The following is an 18059-nucleotide window of genomic DNA, read 5'->3' on the forward strand; positions in this document are numbered from 1 at the left end:
CCCTCCTGCGGCCCGCACCCCCTCGCCCCCGCCCCCCCCGGGTGTACGGCACCGACCCGAGGGCCGTGCGCGTACGTTCACGGGCGCACCGGCGTCAGCCGAGCGCCTTCTCGTCGAGGACGTCCTTGGCCGGCGGGACCTTCGCGTCCACCGGCTTGCCGTAGTCGGAGAAGGCGATCGTCCCCGGCTCGTCGCCGCCCGCCGTCACGATCTTCAGCAGATACGGCGTGCCCTCGGTCGCCACGTAGAGCGTGGTCTTCTCGGCGTCGAGCGCCTGCGTCAGCATGAGCGCCTTCTTTCCGCCGACCGTCGTCTCCTTGCCCTTCACCGCGAGGTTGGCCCCCGTCTCGAACTCGCCGAGCAGCGCCTTCAGGTCGCACAGTTCCAGGCTGTCCTTGGCGTCCGGGTCCGTCACCGGCGTCTTCACCCAGCGGCCCTTGAGCTCCTTGAGCACGGCCTCCTGGGTCGCCGCGTCCTCGCCCTTGGCCTGCTCGCGCAGGAACGCCTCGTCGAAGCGGAGGTAGGCGTCCTTGTCGTCGGCCTTGACCAGCTCGGCGGTGCCGGTGGGGCCGACCGTCAGGTTTCCGGCGCACCGTCCCCGGGTGTCGAGCGACAGGTGCGCCTTCATCGGCCCGTCGGTCGTCTTCGCCGCGAGGTCGAGGGTGAGCGAGTCGGCGGTCTTCGTCGCGGCTATCGCCTTGTTGGCGATCTGCGGGCCGGTCAGGTCGCCGAACGGGCCCTTGGCCTCGGCCTTGTCGGAGAACGGCCCGCAGGCGGCGACACCCAGCGCGAGCGCCGCACAGAGGGCGCCGGCCAGGACGGTGCGACGGGTCCGGTGGTGGGTGAGGGCAGCAGACATGATCGTTTCTCCAGGGATGGAGGGCGGGGAGAGCGGGGCGGGGCGGTCGGGCGAAGACGTGCGGAATGTGCGCTCCCAAGGCCTTCCCGGACCTGCGGAGCGATGAATCAATAACAGCAGACGCTGTGAACCGAGTCAACACGGTTCACGAGACTTGATTCGGATCACGCTGTGAAGTGGTGCGTCTCGCGTTCATCAGTAAGATCGGGCCACAGCAGCGGGCGAGCGGGTGGGTGAAAGGGGTCGGCCAGTGCCGGAGAGCGCAGCAGAGGTGACCGCCGCCGGGATCGCACGGCTCGCCGGTGTGGGGCGCGCCGCCGTGAGCAACTGGCGTCGCAGACATGCCGACTTCCCCCGCCCCGTGGGAGGCACCGAGACCAGCCCCTCCTTCGCGCTCGCCGACGTCGAGGGGTGGCTGCGGGCCCAGGGCAAGCTCGCCGAGGTCCCGCTGCGCGAACGCGTCTGGCAGCAGGTCGCCGGCCACCCGGGCGGGGCCGTCACCGCCCTCGTGCACGCCGGGGCCGTCCTGCTGCTCGTGCGCGACCGGTCCGCGGCCTGGCTGAAGCTGACCGCCCTCTCGGACGAACGGCTCGCCGAGACCCTGCCGGGCGCCCTGGACGAGACCCTCACTCGGCGGTTCGGCGCCGAACGGGCCGTCCGCACACCCACCGCCGCCGAACTCGCCGCCTCCGTCCCGCTGGTGCGCGGAGCCGCCGACCTCGCCGCCGAGAGCGGCGCCCGCCAGGCCTTCGAGTTCCTGCTCGGCCGCCACCTCGACGCCAACCCGCGCCAGTACACGCTCACCCCGCAGGGCCCCGCCGCGCTGATGGCGGCCCTCGCCGCCGGCCCCCCCGACGCCCGCCCCACCGTCCTCGACCCGGCCTCGGGCACCGGCACGCTGCTGCGCGCCGTACGGAACCCGGCCGCCGTCCACGGCCAGGACACCGACCCCGACCTGGCCGCCCTCACCTCCCTGCGCCTGGCCCTGGCCTCCGACGCCGAGGTCCGGGTGCGCACCGGCGACAGCCTGCGCGCCGACGCCTTCCCCGGGCTCGCGGCGGACGTGGTCCTCTGCCACCCCCCGTTCAACGAGCGCAACTGGGGCCACGAGGAACTGGCCTACGACCCGCGCTGGGAGTACGGCTTCCCGGCCCGCACGGAGTCCGAACTCGCCTGGGTCCAGCACTCCCTGGCCCGGCTCCGCCCCGGCGGCACCGCCGTCCTGCTGATGCCGCCCGCCGCCGCCTCGCGCCGCTCCGGCCGCCGCATCCGCGCCGACCTGCTCCGCCGGGGCGCCCTGCGGGCCGTCGTCGCCCTGCCCGCCGGCGCCGCGCCCCCGTACGGCATCCCGCTCCACCTCTGGGTGCTGCGCCGGCCCGCGGCGGGAGTCGCCGTCCCGCCGGAGCTGCTGCTCGTCGACACCACCGGGGCCGAGCACACCGGTGGCGCGGGGCGCGACCGGCTGGACTGGCCCGCCGTGCACAGCGCCGTACTCGACGCCTGGCTGCCCTTCGACAAACACGGCACGGTCGCCGAGACGCCTGGCGCCAGCCGGGCGGTGCCCGTCATCGAACTCCTCGACGACGACGTCGACCTGGCCCCCGCGCGCCACCTTCCGCCGCCGGCCGCGGGAGGCGGCGCGGCCGAGCTGGCCGAGGTCCGCGAGCGGCTCAGCGCGACCCTCGGCCGGACCGTCGCCCTCACCCCGCCGCCCGCCCTGCCCAGCGCCGCCGACCCGGCCGCAGCCGTCCGGCTCACCGGCGTCACCGTCGGCGAACTCGCCCGCGCCGGCGCGCTTGAACTGCGCGCCGGCGGCGCCGGTGGGACCGGAGGTGCCGGCGGCCCGGTCCGCGTGCTCACCGAGCACGACGTCCTCGCCGCCCAGCCGCCGTCCGGCACCCTCCCCGAAGGGCCCGCCGAGGACGCCGTCCTGCTCCGCGCCGGCGACGTCGTCGTACCGGTCCTGGGCGGCGGCTCGGTCGCCCGGGTCGTCGACGAGGCCACCGCCGGCGCCGTACTCGGCCGCAACCTCCAGCTGCTGCGCCCCGACCCGGCGGCCCTCGACCCGTGGTTCCTGGCCGGGTTCCTGCGCGGCACCGCCAACAACCGCCAGGCCAGCAGCTACGCCTCGACCGCCACCCGGCTCGACGTCCGGCGGCTCCAGCTGCCGCGCCTGCCGCTGGCCGAACAGCGGCGCCATGGTGAGCGGTTCCGGGCGCTGGCCGCCTTCGAAGAGGCGCTGCGGCTCGCGGGCCGGCTCGGCGAGCAGCTGATCCAGGGGATGTACGACGGGCTCACGGACGGCACGGTCGCGCCCTGAGGGGCGTGTACCGTCCCGAACGGGGGGCCGTACCGGCGTGAACGGGCGGTCCGCCGCGGGCCGCGGGCGCCCGGCCTTCGTCGACGGGCCGTGATCGGTTCGGCAACGGTTCCGTACAACCCTGGGGACGCCGTCGGTGTCGCTGTATACGCTCGACTCCCCAGCGACCTTTTTGAGCAGGAGCAGGAATGTACGGCCCCGGCTACGTGCCCCCGCCACCTTCGCGCACCGTTCCGACGTCCGTGATCGTCCTCCGGGTGCTGTTCGCGCTGCTTCCGCTCTTCAGCATCGGCTTCCTGACGTGGGCCACGATGCTGCGGCTCGCGGTGGTGACCCGCCGCGCACTGGACTGGGTCCTCTGCGGGCTCTCGGGGGCGGTCATGGTCACCGGGCTGCTGCTGATGCCCGACGACATCGAGACGACCCAGGCCGACGTGGCCATGAGTCTGGTCCTGATCAACGCCGCCGTGTTCACCGTCTACTTCCTGGTCGTCGACATCCGGCACGACCGGCTCCGCGTGCGCGCCGGGGTCCCGCCCTACCCGCCGTACGCGACGACGGTGCCCCAGCACCAGGCCGGGTACGTCCCCCCGGCGGCCACGCCCACCCCGACGCCGTACCCGCAGCCCCACACGCCGCAGACCCCGTCGCAGCCCACCCTGCCGCCCCAGCCGCAGGACCGGCCCCAGCAGCAGCCGCACCCCCAGGGCAGCCACCGGATCGACCAGGTCCGCGCGGAACTGGACGAGCTCAGCCATCTGCTGCGTAAGGACGAGGAGAAGTGAACGGACGCGTCATCGGCGGCCGTTACGAACTGTCCACGATCATCGGGCAGGGCGGCATGGGCCAGGTCTGGACGGCGTACGACGGACGGCTCGACCGCCGGGTCGCCGTCAAGCTGCTGCGGCCCGACCACATGGCCGCCGCGACCGCCGCGGGGGAGATGCGGCGCCGCTTCGTGCGCGAGTGCCGGGTCACCGCCCAGGTCGACCACCCGGGCCTCGTCACCGTCCACGACGCCGGCAGCGACGGCGACGAGCTGTACCTGGTGATGCAGTACGTCGAGGGCGCGGACCTCGCCGACCACCTGGCGGAGCACGACCCGTACCCCTGGGAGTGGGCCGTGTCCGTGGCCGCGCAGCTGTGCGCGGTCCTCGCCGCCGTGCACGCGGTGCCGATCGTCCACCGCGACCTCAAGCCCCGCAACGTGATGGTGCGTCCGGACGGCACCGTGACCGTCCTCGACCTCGGTGTCGCCTCCGTCCTGGACACCGACACCACCCGCCTGACCCACACCGGCTCGCCCATCGGCAGCCCCGCCTACATGGCGCCCGAGCAGGCCATGGGCGGTGCCGTCGGCCCGTACACCGACCTGTACGCGCTCGGTGTCCTCCTCCACGAACTCCTCAGCGGGAACGTGCCGTTCGCGGGTTCCACGGCGCTCGGCGTGCTGCACCGCCACCTCTACGAGCCGCCGCTCCCGGTGCGCCGTTCCAGGCCCGAGGTGCCCGAGGCGCTGGAGGCGCTCGTCCTGCGCCTGCTCGCCAAGGACCCGCAGCACCGCCCGTCCGACGCGCACCAGGTGTACGAGCAGCTGCTGCCGATGCTCCCGGCCCGCGGGATGCCGTCCGGGCCGCTCGACCCGACCCGCCCCTTCCTGCGCCCGCACGCGCCCTGGCCCGACCGGGCCGCGACGCCCCCGCCGCCGATGACGCCGCCCGTCGTCCCGTCGGCCGCCCGGCCGGACGTGGCGGCCGCCGTCGACGAGGTCAAGCGGCTGCTCGGCGAGGGCTCCATCACCCAGGCCGTCGACATCCTCGGCGGGATCCTGCCGGTCGCCGCGGCCCAGCACGGCGAGCACTCGCCCGTCGTCCGCATCCTGCGCAAGCAGTACGCGGCCACGCTGCTGGACGACGGCCAGTACCGCCGGGCGCTGCCGGAGCTGCGCCGGCTCGCCGACGACCGTGCGGCGGAGGCGGGACCGGCCGACCCGCAGGCCCTGCAGTTCCGCCTGGACGCGGCGCAGTGCCTGGAGCAGCTCGGCGAGACCGCCGCGGCCCTGGCGGCGTACCGGGAGGTCCTGCCGTACCACGAGAACGGGGCCCCCGGCGCGGACCAGGGGAAGGCCTTCGACATCCGCCGCCGGATCGGGAACCTGCTGCTCGCGATGGGCGACCACACGGCGGCGGGCCACCAGTTGCAGTCGCTGCTCTACGACACGGAGCGGGTCTACGGCCCCTATCACCCGGTGCCGTCGGACCTGCGGCGTGCGCTGGACCGTCAGCGGAAGATGGGGCTTCTCGGGTGACAATGCGCGGATGATCATCACCAAGCGCAGCTTCAGAACGGCCGTCACCGCGCTCGCCGCGGGCGCCCTCCTCATGACCTCACCGGCGGCGGGCGCCGAGCCGCTCCCGACCGTGACCACCGGCCCGGTGTTCAACGACCCGTCGGGCGACACGACCGCCGAGGGCCGGATCCTCTCGCACCTGGGGGGCCTCGTCGACGGAGCCGAACCGGGCTCCTCCATCCGGATATCCATGTTCGCGTACGGCTCGCAGTGGCTGTCCGGCAGGCTGCTCGCCGCCCACGCGCGCGGCGTCACCGTCCAGATGGTCCTGGACCAGGAGAGCGAGCGGTACGCGACGGCGGTCGACAGCCTGAAGAGCGGTCTGGGCGGGGACTCCTGGGTGCGTGTCTGCAAGGCGCAGGAGGCGTGCCTCGCCAAGGATCCCGGCACGACGGCCGCGGACCCGGACGGCTGGTACGACAACGTCAACCACAACAAGTTCTTCCTGTTCTCCCGCACCAAGGGCAAGGGCACCGTCCCCGTGGACGACGTGGTGGTGCAGTCCTCCGGCAACCTCGTCGAGTGGGACCGCACGCTGGCGTGGAACGACGCGATGACGGTGGCCGGAAACAAGGAGCTCTTCGACGCGTACGGGGCGTACTTCGGCGACCTGGCCGGCGCCGCCGCCGGCCAGGTGCCGCAGGTCGCCGACTACCCGCACGACACGCAGGCGGGTGCGGCCAAGGTCTACTTCTTCCCGCGGTCGGGCACCGACGTGGTCGTCAACATCCTCAAGACGGTGGCCCAGCCGGTCGGCACCGCGGCCCCCTGCTTCGGCAACGACCCGGGCGTCGGCACGTCGGACGGCCGGACGCGCCTCCGGATCGCCCAGCACCACATCACCCGGCCCGAGGTGGCCCAGCAGCTCTGGGCCCTGGCCGACGCCGGCTGCTACGTCGACATCGTCTACCGCAAGCTCGACAATCCGCCGAACACGGAGGTGGCCGGCTGGCTGACCAAGCCGACCGCCAAGGGCCGTATCGCGCTGCACCAGCTCGACAACGACCAGCGCGGGGGCACCGCGACCCACACCAAGTACCTCCTGGTCGAGGGCACGTACCTCGGGGGCGCCAACAAGCGGATCGTCTTCACCGGCAGCCACACGTACACGGTGACCGCGCTCAAGTACAACGACGAGGCGCTGCTCAAGTACGAGGACCCGACGGTCTTCGACGCGTACGTGAGGAACTTCGACGCCCAGCGGGCGGCGGCGGAGGCGGAGGGCCTGTAGGGCGTGCCGTGGGAGTCCGACAGGGCCTGGAGGGCCCGTGTCCTGACGGGTCGGCAGAATCACGACTCCGTATCTGATCGGGAAACGGAAGGGAAGAGTCCGTTTTGTGCGCCCAGGGGCCGGTAGCGTACGCGCGTTCGATCATGTACACGTCCCCAAGGAACCCTCCATGGCCACGCCTCCCGCGCCGCAGACTCCCGAGCAGCCCGCCGCTCCCAGCCAGTTCGACGCTCCCGTCGCGCCGTCCGAGCCCGTGAAGAAGAAGGGCGGCCTGGGGAAGAAGATCCTCGGCATCGTCGTGGCGATCGCGGTCGCCCTCGTGGTGAAGTTCGGCTGGGCGGCCCTCGCCGGTGACCTCCCGGTGCACGCCGAGGTCGGCGACTGCGTCGTCGTGACCGGCCCGGAGAACAAGCCCGAGGTGGAGACCCAGGACTGCTCCGTCAAGAAGGACGACCTCTACAAGGTCACCAAGGTCATCGACGGCACCTTCGACCTCACCAAGTGCGGCGACGTGTCCGCGCTCGCGCAGGAGTGGGAGCACGAGAAGTTCGTGCTCTGCATGGAGCCCGTCAAGAACTGACGCTCCCGTACCCGCCCGCAGGGGCCGGACCCGCCCGGGTCCGGCCCCTGCGGCGTCCCCGCGGGCCGTCAGGCGGCGCGCCCGTGGAGGGAGTCCAGCAGCGCGAGGTCCTCCCCGGAGAGCCGCAGCGCCCCCGCCGCCACATTGGCCGTCAGGTGGTCCGGGTCCCCGGTGCCCGGGATCGCCAGGACGTGCGGGCCCTGGTGCAGAGTCCAGGCCAGGCGCACCTGCGTCGGGCTCACCCCGTGCGTGCGGGCGACGGTCAGCACCTCCTCGCACTCGGCGTCGGCGCCCTGCCGCGCGCCGCCCTCACGGCCGGTGCCGGCGATGGAGTAGAACGGCACGAACGCGATCCCCAGCGCGCCGCACTCGCGCACGAACGCGTCCTGCTCGGGCCGCACGCCGATGCCGTACATGTTCTGCACGCACACCACCGGCGCGATCGCCCGCGCCTCGGCCAGGTGGTCCGGGGTGATGTTGGACAGGCCCAGGTGCCGGATGAGGCCCGCCTCGCGCAGCTCGGCCAGCGCGCCGAAGCGCTCGGCCACCGAATCGGTGCCGACGACCCGCAGGTTCACCACGTCGAGGTGGTCGCGGCCCAGCTGCCGCAGGTTCTCCTCCACCTGCCCGCGCAGCTGCCCGGGCGTCGCGTGCGGCAGCCAGTCGCCGGACGGACCGCGGCCCGGGCCCACCTTGGTGGTGATCACCAGGTCGTCGGCGTAGGGGGCCAGCGCCCGGTTGATGAGCTCGTTGGCCGAGCGGAGCGGGGAGAAGTAGAACGCGGCGGTGTCGATGTGGTTGACGCCGAGCTCGACCGCGCGGCGCAGCACCCCGACCGCCCGGCCGCGGTCGCTCGGCACGGCCTCCCGCACGAGCGCCGCACCGGTCTGCGGCAGCCGCATCGCGCCGAAGCCGAGCCGGTTGATCTCCAGGTCGCCGAGCTTCCAGGTGCCCGACGCCGAGGCGTGGATCGTCTGTGAGGTCATGCCGGGAATGATCCACGGCGGCTAGCCTGCCGTACCAAAGGTGAGGGCATGTGTGAATCCTCGGGGGAGTCGTGGCGGTGGAACTGGCTTTCTCGGTGCGCGATCTGGCGCAGACCCGGTTCGCCGTGTCGCCCATGTGGGAGGTCGGCCCCAGCTGCCGGCTGCTGTTCTCCGGGGCGGCCGGGACCCACCCGGTGCACCGTGCCTGGGCCGCCCAGGTGCGGCCGCGGCTGGCCGCAGCCGGACTCGACCGGGGCTGGCTCGCCGAACTGGTCCCGCCCTCGGGATACGTCCCCGACTTCCTCAACCCGGCGCCCCCGGGACCCGGCGCCACGCTGGGCGAGGAACTGGCGCGGATCCTGACCGCGCCCGCCGACCGGGTCCGCGCGGACCTCGACCGGCTGCGCGAGGAGCAGGGGCGCCTCGGCCCCCGGGCCCGCGGTCTCCACGCGGCCCCGCGGGAACGGCTGCCCCGGCTGGTGGAGGAGATCGAGACCTACTGGGAGCTGGCGATCGCCCCCTACTGGGCGCGGATCCGGGCGGTGCTCGACGCCGACGTCTTCCACCGGATCCGGCAGATCACCGAACACGGCGCCGCCCACCTCTTCCACGACCTCCACCCCTCGGTGAGCTGGAACGACGACAGCCTCCGGCTCACACGCCGCCGGCCGCTGCCCAGGTCCTCGGCGGGTGACGGCCTGCTGCTGATCCCCTCGGTCTTCATCGGACCGGTCCCGTTCACCCGGGTGACGCCGCCCGATCCGCCGCAGCTCGCCTATCCGGCGCGCGGCACGGGCGCCCTGTGGGAACGCCGCCCGGCCGCCGCCGGCGGCGCCCTCGCGCCCGTGCTCGGCCGGTCCCGGGCCCTGCTGCTGACCGAGCTGGAGACGCCCGCCACGACGACCGAACTCGCCCGCCGCACGGGCCTCTCGACGGCCGGGGTGTCCCAGTACCTCGCGGCCCTGCGCGCCGCGGGCCTGGTCAGCGCGCACCGGGCCGGCCGCAGCGTGCTCTACGCCCGCACCTCCGCCGCCGACGTCCTCCTGACGGCCGCCGTGGGCGGCCCGGATCCGGCACGGCGAAGGGCCCCGGCCGATCCCGGCGCGGAGACTTCGGAGGCGTGACCCGCGCGGGGGCCGCAGGGCGGGTCGTCGACGCCCCTCCCCGAGCCCCCTCGACCACGTGCGCCGGCGCTACCCTCCGGCGGGCGCGTGGACGCCGGCCCCCGCCCGCACGCTCCCTTCCCGGGGCCCGGCCGCCCCCCGATCGCCGCCCGGAGCCCCGCCTCGTCCGTCCTGGCCCTCCCCCGGGCCGTCCGTCCCACCGGCCTCCCCGCCGGGCCGCCCGGCCGTGATCGTGCGGGCGAACCCGACCCGGCGGGCGCCGCGCGCGCCCGCCACGGTCCACAGCGCCAGGACCAGCGCCGCCGCCAGGCCCGTACCCACACCCGCCCGCAGTCCCGGCGGGCGGAAGTCGCAGGCGACGGGTCCGCCCGTCGCCGGGAAGGCGATCAGGCCGCCGTACGTGCCGGGCGGCCGCCCCTCGCAGGTCCAGCCCGCGATGCGCGGGGCCGCCACGACCACCGTGCCCCGTGCGCCGGGCGGGAGTTCGGCGCGGATGCCGGAGTCCGTCACCTCGACGCGCGTCGCCGCCGTCGCCGTGAGCGCGGCCACCGCGGCGCGCAGGCGGGCCCGGTCCAGACAGCCGACCTCGCCCGGGTCGCCCCGCCCGGTCAGGACCGGCCGCGCGCCCGGGACCCGCTGGGTGCCCAGCGACACCATCGCCGCCCGCCGCTTCGGCGCGCCGCCCAGCAGCGACACCGACCGGTCGCCGAGCGTGGCCCGGCCGGTGAAGTCCGGTGCCCACACGAGGACGTCGCGGCCGACCGGGCAGGCGCCGCCGGCCGGCCGGTCGTACACCCGCGCCCCCAGCAGCAGTTCCTGGTTGCGGAACGGCGAAGGGCCGTAGCGCGGCACGGGGCCTGCGGGCCGGACCGTCACCAGGGGGAGCACCGCGTCACCGCGCACGACCGCCCCGTCCCGCCAGCGCGCGCCCACCCCGAACACCGCGTCCGTCACCGGGTTGTCCAGACTCTGCAGATTGCGCCCGCGCGAGGTCCAGCCGCCGCCGAGGGCCGTCATCGTCTCCGTCAGGACCGCCGGAGTGTGGCTGCTGTAGTACGCCCCGCCCTGGCCGCCCAGCAGCAGGGGCTCGTTGGCGGCGACCCGAGGGAGCCCCGAGTCCGTGCGGTACGCGGGCCAGCCGTCCGCCTCGGCGAGCGCCGCCGCCCGCCGGACGTCCGCGGCGCCGAAGGCCGGGTAGTCGTCGAGCCGGGCGAGGCGCTCCCGGTCCGCGTACGCCGTGGTCGCCGCCGCCTGCCCGACCAGCGTCGCGGCCAGCAGGAGCACCGCCAGGGGCCCGGCCCGGCGCGGGGCGAGGACCGCCCCGGCCGTCACGGCCGCGCCCACCGCGAACAGCGCGGGTCCCCATCCGGTCAGCTGCGGACTCGCCAGAGCGCCGGCGCCGAGGACCACCGTCACGCCCAGGCCGCCGAGCACGGACCGCCGGTCCGGCAGCCCGCGGCCGAGACCCGCCCAGGCCGCCAGGACCAGAACCCCCGCCAGGACGAAGCTCTGCCGGTACGGACTGCCGTTGGGGGTGGCGAACGCGTGCCACACCAGATGGGTCGGACCCCACTGCATCGACACCGCGACCGTCGCCACCAGCCCTGTCCACAGCAGCCGCTCCCGCCGGGCGACGTCCCGCCGGAACAGGAGCGACGCGGCGAGCAGCGGCACCGCCGTGCAGACGAAGACGGCCGGGGTGGCGAAGCCGTACGTGGCGGGCATCAGCCGTGCGAGGACGTCCGTCCAGTCCGCCGGCGCGAACTCCCTCGCCACGCCCGGGTGGGCGTACCGGGACCCCAGCCAGACCGGCACCAGGATCGGAGCGGCCAGCCCGACGCCCGTCCCGGCGGTCAGCGCGGCCCGCCCGAGCACCCGCCGGGCGGGCCCTCCCGCCACGGCCAGGCGCACCAGCAGCACCAGTCCGGCCCCCAGCGTCGCCATGTACGCGGTGTAGAAGTTGGCCACCCAGCACACGGCGACGACCAGCGGCCCCGCGAGCCGGTGCCGCCCCGCGCGCACCCACTCGCCGACCAGGCAGAGCAGCGGGAAGGCGATCAGTCCGTCCAGCCACATCGGGTTGTACGTCGCCTCGGCGACCGACCAGCCGCACAGCGCGTAGGAGGCGCCGAGCAGGCCGGCCGCCCACCAGGCGCCCGGGCGCATCCGCAGCAGCAGCGCCGCCGTCACGGCCGCGGCCACCGCCATCTTCAGGACGGTGACCGCGTAGAGCGCGTACTCGATGTCGGCGCGCGGGAACAGCCCGACCAGCGGCGCGAACGGGCTGGTCAGGTAGGTGCCGAGGTCCGGCAGGAAGCTCGTGCCCCAGCCGGACTGCCAGTCGAGCAGCAGCCCGCCGTCGCCCCGGCCGTGCAGCAGGTCCCAGAGGTGGGCGTGGTACGGCACGAACTGGTTGGACAGGTCGTTGACGCCCCGCCGGTGCGGACCGAAGGGGAAGGCGCGCGCGACGGCGTCCCCGGCGCACACGGCGAGCGCGGTGAGGAAGGCGGCGAGGCCGGCGGCCCGGACGGCGGCGCGAGGGGTCCTGATCTCCATGATGGTTCGAATATGACGGCGTGCGCAGCGAAATCACGGTACTCCGGGGCCAGTTCACGCAATGGTCGCCTCATCGCCATGTGGCGAATCCGCCGCCGACATCCGGCTCCGTTGTCGTTTCCTGCGTGCTGCTCTCGATCGTGGTCCCGTGTTTCGACGAAGAGGAGATCATCGGCCGCTTCCACGACCATGTGACCACCGAACTCTCGCGATTCGACGGCGAATTCGAGCTGGTCTACGTGGACGACGGAAGTCGCGACCGTACGCTCCCGCTCCTGGAGGAGATCGCCGCCTCCGACCCCCGTGCCCGCTACGTATCCTTCAGCCGCAACTTCGGCAAGGAGGCGGCGATGCTCGCCGGCCTCCAGCATGCCGAGGGCGACGCCGTCGTCATCATGGACGCCGACCTCCAGCACCCGCCGGAGCTCGTGCACCGCATGGTGGCCCTGCACGCCGAGGGGTACGACCAGGTCATCGCCCGCCGGACCCGCGCCGGCGACCGGGTGACCCGGACCCTGACCGCCCGCGCCTACTACTGGGCGATCAACCGCATGGTCGACGTCGAGCTCGTCGACGGCGTCGGCGACTTCCGTCTGCTCTCCCGCCGGACGGTCGACTCCGTCCTCGAACTCACCGAGTACAACCGTTTCTCGAAGGGCCTCTTCGCCTGGGTCGGATTCCGCACCACCACCTTCTCGTACGAGAATGCGGTGCGCGAGGAGGGCCGCTCGAAATGGACCTTCGGAAAACTGCTCAACTACGGTCTGGACGGACTTCTCTCGTTCAACGACAAACCGCTGCGGGCAGCCGTGTACCTGGGAATGCTGCTCGTTTCCGTGGCGCTGGCGTACGCGGCCTGGATCGTCGGTGTCGCCCTGGTGAACGGCGTGGACACTCCCGGATACGTCACGCTGCTCGTCACGGTCACGGCCCTGGCCGGCGTCCAGATGGTGATGCTCGGCCTGGTCGGTGAGTACGTCGGCCGGATCTACTACGAGGTGAAGCGCCGCCCGCACTTCCTGGTGAAGGCGACGAACGTGGGCGTGCCGCGGCAGCGGCTGCGAGCCGAGGAGCTCGTACGACGATGACGGTGACCTGGCAGGTGCTGCGCTTCGCGCTGGTCGGGGTCGTGAACACGGCCACCTACTACGGCCTCTACCTGCTGCTGACGCTGCGGCTGCCCTACATCGCCGCCCATGTGATCGCCTTCGCGCTGTCCATGGTCGGCTCCTTCTTCCTCACCACCTTCTTCACCTACCGGACCCGCCCGACCTGGCGGAAGTTCCTGCTCTTCCCCCTCACCAACGCGGCGAACCTCGTCATCACCACCGCCGGCGTCTGGCTCCTGGTCGACGTCGCGGGCCTCGACAGCCGCTACGCCCCGCTGCTCGCGGCCGCCGCGGCGATCCCGGTCACCTTCCTGCTCTCCCGAACGATCATGCTGCGACCCGACACCACCCGAACACGTGACTCGTTGGTCGGAACAGTCGCCCCGAAGTAGTGGCCGCGAAGGAGTGGCCCTGATCACGACGACTGCCTAACATCGATCACCGCAAGGTCGTTCCACTGACGCACGACCCACGCCGGGAGGCTCCTTTGCACCGCCGCACTGCGCTCTCCGTCTCCGCCGCGCTCCTCGCCGCGGCCCCGCTGCTCACCGCCTGCGGCAGTGACGCCCACCCAGGGGCGGCGGCCGTCGTCGGCGGCGAGCGGATCGAGGTGTCCAGCCTCCAGGCACAGGTGCAGGACGTGCGGACCGCCCAGCAGAAGTCCCCGCAGGCCACGCAGCTGATCCAGGCCACCGGCGACCTCAGCCGCGAGAAGCTGAACGTGATGATCTTCGACCGGGTGGTGGAGCAGGTCGCCGAGGACCACGGCATCACCGCGGACCGCGGCGAGGTGCAGCAGGCGCGCGCCGAGTTCGCCCGGCAGAGCGGGGGCGAGGCGCAGCTCGCCGCGATGCTGCTCCAGCAGCAGGGCGTGGCGCCCGACCAGATCGACGGGGTCGTCCGGCGCACGGTCCTGATGAACAAGATCGCCGCCAAGCTGGGAGTCTCCAACACCCCCGAGGGCCAGAAGAAGCTCACCGAGGTCTTCACCGCCGCCTCCAAGGGCATGAAGATCGACGTGAACCCGCGCTTCGGCGCCTGGGACGACGAGAAGATCCAGCTCGGCACCTTCACCGCGCCCTGGCTGCGGCAGATCAGCAAGGCCCCCGAGCCGGTCGAGGCCGGCGCCTGAGCCGGGTCACGGCGCCGCGTAAGGTCGAAGGGTGAACGCTGAAGCACCCCTCGACACCGGCCGCATCGTCCTGCTCACCGCCAGCCATCGGGTGGCGCCCGGACTCCTGTCCTGGCCCGCCTGGCAGGCGCTGCACGGAGCCGACCGGGTGCTGTGCGCCGACGAGCACCACCCCCAGCTGCCGTACCTCCGCGAGGCCGGCGTCGCGGTCGAGCACGCCCGCCCCGACGCCCAGGAACTCGTCGACGCCTGCGCCGGCGGCCGGACCGTCGTGGTGCTGCCGTCCGGCGAGGGGGACCGCGCCCTGACCGACGGGCTCGCCCGGCTGGCCGGCTCCGGCCGGGTCGCGATGCCCGACCTGGAGCTGCTCCCCGGCTCGTACGACCTGCCGGGCGCCCGGCTCCTCGACCTGGTGCAGGTCATGGACCGCATCCGCCGCGAGTGCCCCTGGTCCTCGCAGCAGACCCACAAGGGACTCGCCAAGTACGGCATCGAGGAGGCGTACGAGCTCGTCGAGGCCATCGAGGACGGGGACCGCGACGAACTGCGCGAGGAGCTCGGCGACGTGCTGCTCCAGGTCGTCTTCCACGCCCGGATCGCCGAGGAGGACGAGGAGCGGCCGTTCTCGGTCGACGACGTCGCCGGCACGATCGTCGAGAAACTGGTCCACCGCCATCCGCACGTCTTCGGCGACGAGACCGCCGAGACCCCGGAGGACGTCAAGGAGCACTGGCTGCGCACCAAGGCCGTCGAGAAGCAGCGCGACTCGGTCACCGACGGCGTGCCGCTCGGGCAGCCGGGGCTCGCGCTCGCGGCGAAGCTGGCGGGCCGTGTGCGGACGGCGGGTCTGGACGTCGAGCCGCCGGCCGGTGAGGGCGTCGGCTACGAACTGCTGGCCCTCGCGGCCCGGGCGGACGCGGCCGGCGTGGACCCCGAGGCGGCGCTGCGAGCGGCGGCCCGGGCGTACCGGGACGCGATCCGGGTGGCGGAGGGGCACGGCTCCGACGGCGCGGCCTGACTCCCGGCCCTCGCTCAGACGTCGCGTGGCGCTCGGGCCCCGGGGTTGTGCCACATCGGGTCGGGAGGTCCGAGCAGGCGCTCGGCCGCGGAGCCCGGGCGGACGTGGAAGCGCCCCACGGCCGGCAGGACGTCGTGCAGGATCCGCGCGGGCTCGGCCCCCAGGTGCTCCAGGACGGGCACCGTCTCCGTGAGCAGGCCGGGCGGCCCGGCGAGGTAGACGTCGTGGTCGGGCCAGTGGCCGCACATGGACAGGGCCTGGTGCAGCCGTTCGGTGGCCTGCACGCGACGGCTGCGCGGCGCGGCGGAGATGTACGTGACGTGCAGCCCGGGGATCCGTTCCCGCAGCAGCTCGGCCCCGGCCCTCCCGTAGAGGTACTCCCGGGCCCGGGCCACGAGGAAGAGTCGGGCCTCGGTCTCCCCGGGGGCCTCGGCCAGCTCCTCGAGGAGCGCCTTCACCGGCGCCCAGCCGGTGCCCGCGGCGATGTAGGTGCGCGGCCGGCCGGGCGGGGTCCGGCCGGTCAGCCCGCCGCCGGGCGCGCTCAGGCGCAGCGTCTCGCCCACGCCCGTCCCGTCGACCAGCGCGGTGCTCATCAGCCCGCCCCGGATGCGGCTGACGTGCAGGTCCAAAGTCCCGTCCGGGCGGGGAGCGTTGGCGGCCGAGTAGGTCCGCCAGATCCGCGGGACCCGCAGGGAGCTGACGCTGACGTACTGCCCGGCGAGGTACGGGAAGGGCTGCCGGGGCCGCAGGGTCAGCAGCGCGAGGTCGTCGCCGAGCCGCTCGTGCCGCACCACGTCGGCGTCCCACCAGGCCGGCTCCCCGGACTCCGCGGCCCCCTCGGCGCCCGCGATCATGAGATCGGCGACGAGCGCGTACGCCTCGGTCCACGCCTTCTCCGCCTCGACGCTCCAGGCCGCCCCCGAGGCGTGCGCGAAGGCGGCGATCAGGCTGGTCCCGACGGCGGCGTACAGCGCGGGCGCGGCGAGGAACTTGCGGTGGTCGCGGCCCAGATGCCCGAGGTACTCCGCGAGGGCCGGATCCTCCAGCCGCGTCACCACCTGGGTGAGCGCGGCGAAGAGCCGGTCGCGCTGCGGCCGCATGTCCTCGGGGAAGAGGTCGCGCACGCCCGGGTTGTGCCAGAAGAGGTGCGAGTAGAAGTACGTGACCGCGTGTTCGGCCCGTCTCTCGACGACGGCGAACGTACTCCTGAGCAACTGAGGGTCCACTCGGGAGAATCTAGGCCACCCGCCTTCACGACATCGCCACATCTCCGCCGCAAGGGCGCGTCCTGCGGCTGAGGTCGGGCGCCGGCCGGCCTCGCGGTGCCGTCGCCGGCCGGTCCCGCGGTGCCGTTCCGTCCGCCCGGACGGGAGCTGTTCAGCGGGCCCGTGGCGGTGGCGCGGAGCCGTCGGGCGGTGGGTCGCGGTGTACCGCGGGGGAACCTGCCGGGGGGTCGTGCGCGGCCGGGCCGGATAGTGTCGGGGCCATGCACGACCAGCCCCCCGCGCCCGCGCCCGAGCTCTTCACCTGGGAGTTCGCGAGCGATCCGTACCCCGCCTACGCCTGGCTGCGGGAGCACGCGCCCGTGCACCGGGCGACCCTGCCCAGCGGGGTCGAGGCGTGGCTGGTGACGCGTTACGCGGACGCCCGGCAGGCCCTGGCCGACCAGCGGCTCTCCAAGAACCCGGCGCACCACGACGAGCCGGCTCACGCCAAGGGGAAGACCGGGATCCCCGGGGAGCGCAAGGCCGAGCTGATGACGCATCTGCTCAACATCGACCCGCCGGACCACACCCGGCTGCGGCGGCTCGTGTCGAAGGCGTTCACCCCGCGCCGGGTCGCGGAGTTCGCGCCGCGCGTCCAGGAGCTGACCGACCGGCTCATCGACGGGTTCGCGCGGGAGGGGAGCGCCGACCTCATCCACGAGTTCGCCTTCCCGCTGCCCATCTACGCCATCTGCGACCTGCTCGGCGTCCCGCCGGAGGACCAGGACGACTTCCGGGACTGGGCCGGGATGATGATCCGGCACGGCGGCGGTCCGCGCGGCGGGGTCGCGCGCTCGGTCAAGAAGATGCGCGGCTATCTGGCGGAGCTGATCCACCGCAAGCGCGGGGAGCCGGGCGACGACCTCATCTCCGGGCTCATCCGGGCCTCCGACCACGGGGAGCACCTCACCGAGAACGAGGCCGCGGCGATGGCCTTCATCCTGCTCTTCGCGGGCTTCGAGACCACGGTCAACCTGATCGGCAACGGGATGTACGCGCTGCTGCGGCACCCCGGCCAGCGGGAGCGGCTGCAGACCTCGCTCGCGGCGGGCGAGCGGGGCCTGCTGGAGACCGGTGTCGAGGAACTGCTGCGCTTCGACGGGCCGGTGGAGATGGCGACCTGGCGGTACGCCATGGAGCCGCTGACGATCGGCGGGCAGGAGATCCCGGCGGGCGATCCGGTGCTCGTCGTGCTCGCCGCCGCCGACCGCGACCCGGCGCGGTTCGCCGGGCCGGACACGCTCGACCTCTCGCGGCGCGACAACCAGCACCTCGGGTACGGACACGGCATCCACTACTGCATCGGTGCCCCGCTCGCCCGGCTGGAGGGCCAGACCGCGCTGGCCACGTTGCTGACCCGGCTGCCCGATCTGCGACTTGCGGCCGATCCGGCCGATTTGCGCTGGCGGGGCGGGCTCATCATGCGCGGATTGCGCACGCTTCCGGTGGAGTTCACCCCCTTGTGAACTGACGGGGCGTCATAACTGTGATATTTACGTGATCTCCGCTGCATCGACTTGTGACAGACG

15 protein-coding genes are annotated in these 18059 nt (G+C 73.8%); 11 read left to right on the forward strand and 4 right to left on the reverse strand.

The window, feature by feature from the left end; genetic code table 11:
• Positions 1-94: 94 nt before the first annotated feature.
• Positions 95-859: a hypothetical protein gene (locus tag ACE1OA_RS20665; protein WP_384869295.1), complete on the reverse strand. Its 765-nt coding sequence runs from the start codon at positions 857-859 to the stop codon at positions 95-97.
• 250 nt (positions 860-1109) lie between these two features.
• Between ACE1OA_RS20665 and ACE1OA_RS20670 the strand changes: the two genes are divergently transcribed.
• The 5 genes from ACE1OA_RS20670 (at position 1110) to ACE1OA_RS20690 (ending at position 7340) form a co-directional block, all read left to right on the forward strand.
• Positions 1110-3179 carry an N-6 DNA methylase gene (locus tag ACE1OA_RS20670; RefSeq protein ID WP_432753193.1) on the forward strand — a complete coding sequence of 690 codons (2070 nt, stop codon included), beginning with the start codon at positions 1110-1112 and terminating at the stop codon, positions 3177-3179.
• 188 nt (positions 3180-3367) lie between these two features.
• Positions 3368-3964 carry a hypothetical protein gene (locus tag ACE1OA_RS20675; RefSeq protein WP_432753194.1) on the forward strand — a complete coding sequence of 199 codons (597 nt, stop codon included), beginning with the start codon at positions 3368-3370 and terminating at the stop codon, positions 3962-3964.
• Positions 3961-5487 carry a serine/threonine-protein kinase gene (locus ACE1OA_RS20680; protein WP_356605806.1) on the forward strand — a complete coding sequence of 509 codons (1527 nt, stop codon included), beginning with the start codon at positions 3961-3963 and terminating at the stop codon, positions 5485-5487. The genes ACE1OA_RS20675 and ACE1OA_RS20680 overlap by 4 nt, the downstream gene beginning before the upstream one ends.
• 10 nt (positions 5488-5497) lie before the next feature.
• Entirely contained in the window at positions 5498-6760 is a 1263-nt protein-coding gene (locus ACE1OA_RS20685) for a phospholipase D-like domain-containing protein (protein ID WP_356605808.1), read from the forward strand.
• A gap of 169 nt (positions 6761-6929) precedes the next feature.
• Positions 6930-7340, forward strand: coding sequence for an LppU/SCO3897 family protein (locus tag ACE1OA_RS20690; RefSeq protein WP_356605810.1), 411 nt, complete (start codon positions 6930-6932; stop codon positions 7338-7340).
• Positions 7341-7408: 68 nt separating this feature from the next.
• On the opposite strand, the gene ACE1OA_RS20695 is transcribed toward ACE1OA_RS20690, so the two are convergent.
• Positions 7409-8326, reverse strand: coding sequence for an aldo/keto reductase (locus tag ACE1OA_RS20695; RefSeq protein WP_356605812.1), 918 nt, complete (start codon positions 8324-8326; stop codon positions 7409-7411).
• A 71-nt stretch (positions 8327-8397) separates the two neighbouring features.
• Between ACE1OA_RS20695 and ACE1OA_RS20700 the strand changes: the two genes are divergently transcribed.
• The gene (locus tag ACE1OA_RS20700; protein WP_432753195.1) at positions 8398-9450 is read left to right on the forward strand and encodes an ArsR family transcriptional regulator; all 1053 of its coding nucleotides are present in this window, start codon (positions 8398-8400) and stop codon (positions 9448-9450) included.
• 69 nt (positions 9451-9519) lie between these two features.
• On the opposite strand, the gene ACE1OA_RS20705 is transcribed toward ACE1OA_RS20700, so the two are convergent.
• Entirely contained in the window at positions 9520-12006 is a 2487-nt protein-coding gene (locus tag ACE1OA_RS20705) for a YfhO family protein (protein ID WP_432753196.1), read from the reverse strand.
• A 125-nt stretch (positions 12007-12131) separates the two neighbouring features.
• Here ACE1OA_RS20705 and ACE1OA_RS20710 point away from each other — a divergent pair, with 125 nt between their 5' ends.
• The 4 genes from ACE1OA_RS20710 (at position 12132) to ACE1OA_RS20725 (ending at position 15265) form a co-directional block, all read left to right on the forward strand.
• On the forward strand, positions 12132-13094 hold the full coding sequence (locus tag ACE1OA_RS20710; protein ID WP_361309477.1) for a glycosyltransferase family 2 protein: 963 nt from the start codon (positions 12132-12134) through the stop codon (positions 13092-13094).
• Positions 13091-13507, forward strand: coding sequence for a GtrA family protein (locus tag ACE1OA_RS20715; protein WP_432753197.1), 417 nt, complete (start codon positions 13091-13093; stop codon positions 13505-13507). Before ACE1OA_RS20710 ends, ACE1OA_RS20715 begins: the two co-directional genes overlap by 4 nt.
• A 95-nt stretch (positions 13508-13602) precedes the next feature.
• Positions 13603-14247: a SurA N-terminal domain-containing protein gene (locus ACE1OA_RS20720; protein ID WP_356605822.1), complete on the forward strand. Its 645-nt coding sequence runs from the start codon at positions 13603-13605 to the stop codon at positions 14245-14247.
• Between the two features lie 31 nt (positions 14248-14278).
• Positions 14279-15265 carry a nucleoside triphosphate pyrophosphohydrolase gene (locus tag ACE1OA_RS20725; RefSeq protein WP_361309472.1) on the forward strand — a complete coding sequence of 329 codons (987 nt, stop codon included), beginning with the start codon at positions 14279-14281 and terminating at the stop codon, positions 15263-15265.
• Positions 15266-15279: 14 nt separating this feature from the next.
• Here the strand turns inward: ACE1OA_RS20725 and ACE1OA_RS20730 are convergent, their stop codons facing one another.
• Entirely contained in the window at positions 15280-16491 is a 1212-nt protein-coding gene (locus tag ACE1OA_RS20730; RefSeq protein WP_386544553.1) for a globin domain-containing protein, read from the reverse strand.
• Positions 16492-16751: 260 nt separating this feature from the next.
• Here ACE1OA_RS20730 and ACE1OA_RS20735 point away from each other — a divergent pair, with 260 nt between their 5' ends.
• Positions 16752-17996, forward strand: a complete 1245-nt coding sequence (locus tag ACE1OA_RS20735) for a cytochrome P450 family protein (RefSeq protein ID WP_432753198.1) — start codon at positions 16752-16754, stop codon at positions 17994-17996.
• Positions 17997-18059 lie beyond the last annotated feature (63 nt).

Origin of the sequence: Streptomyces sp. JL2001, assembly GCF_050917515.1 — a bacterium.
Classification (GTDB): domain Bacteria; phylum Actinomycetota; class Actinomycetes; order Streptomycetales; family Streptomycetaceae; genus Streptomyces.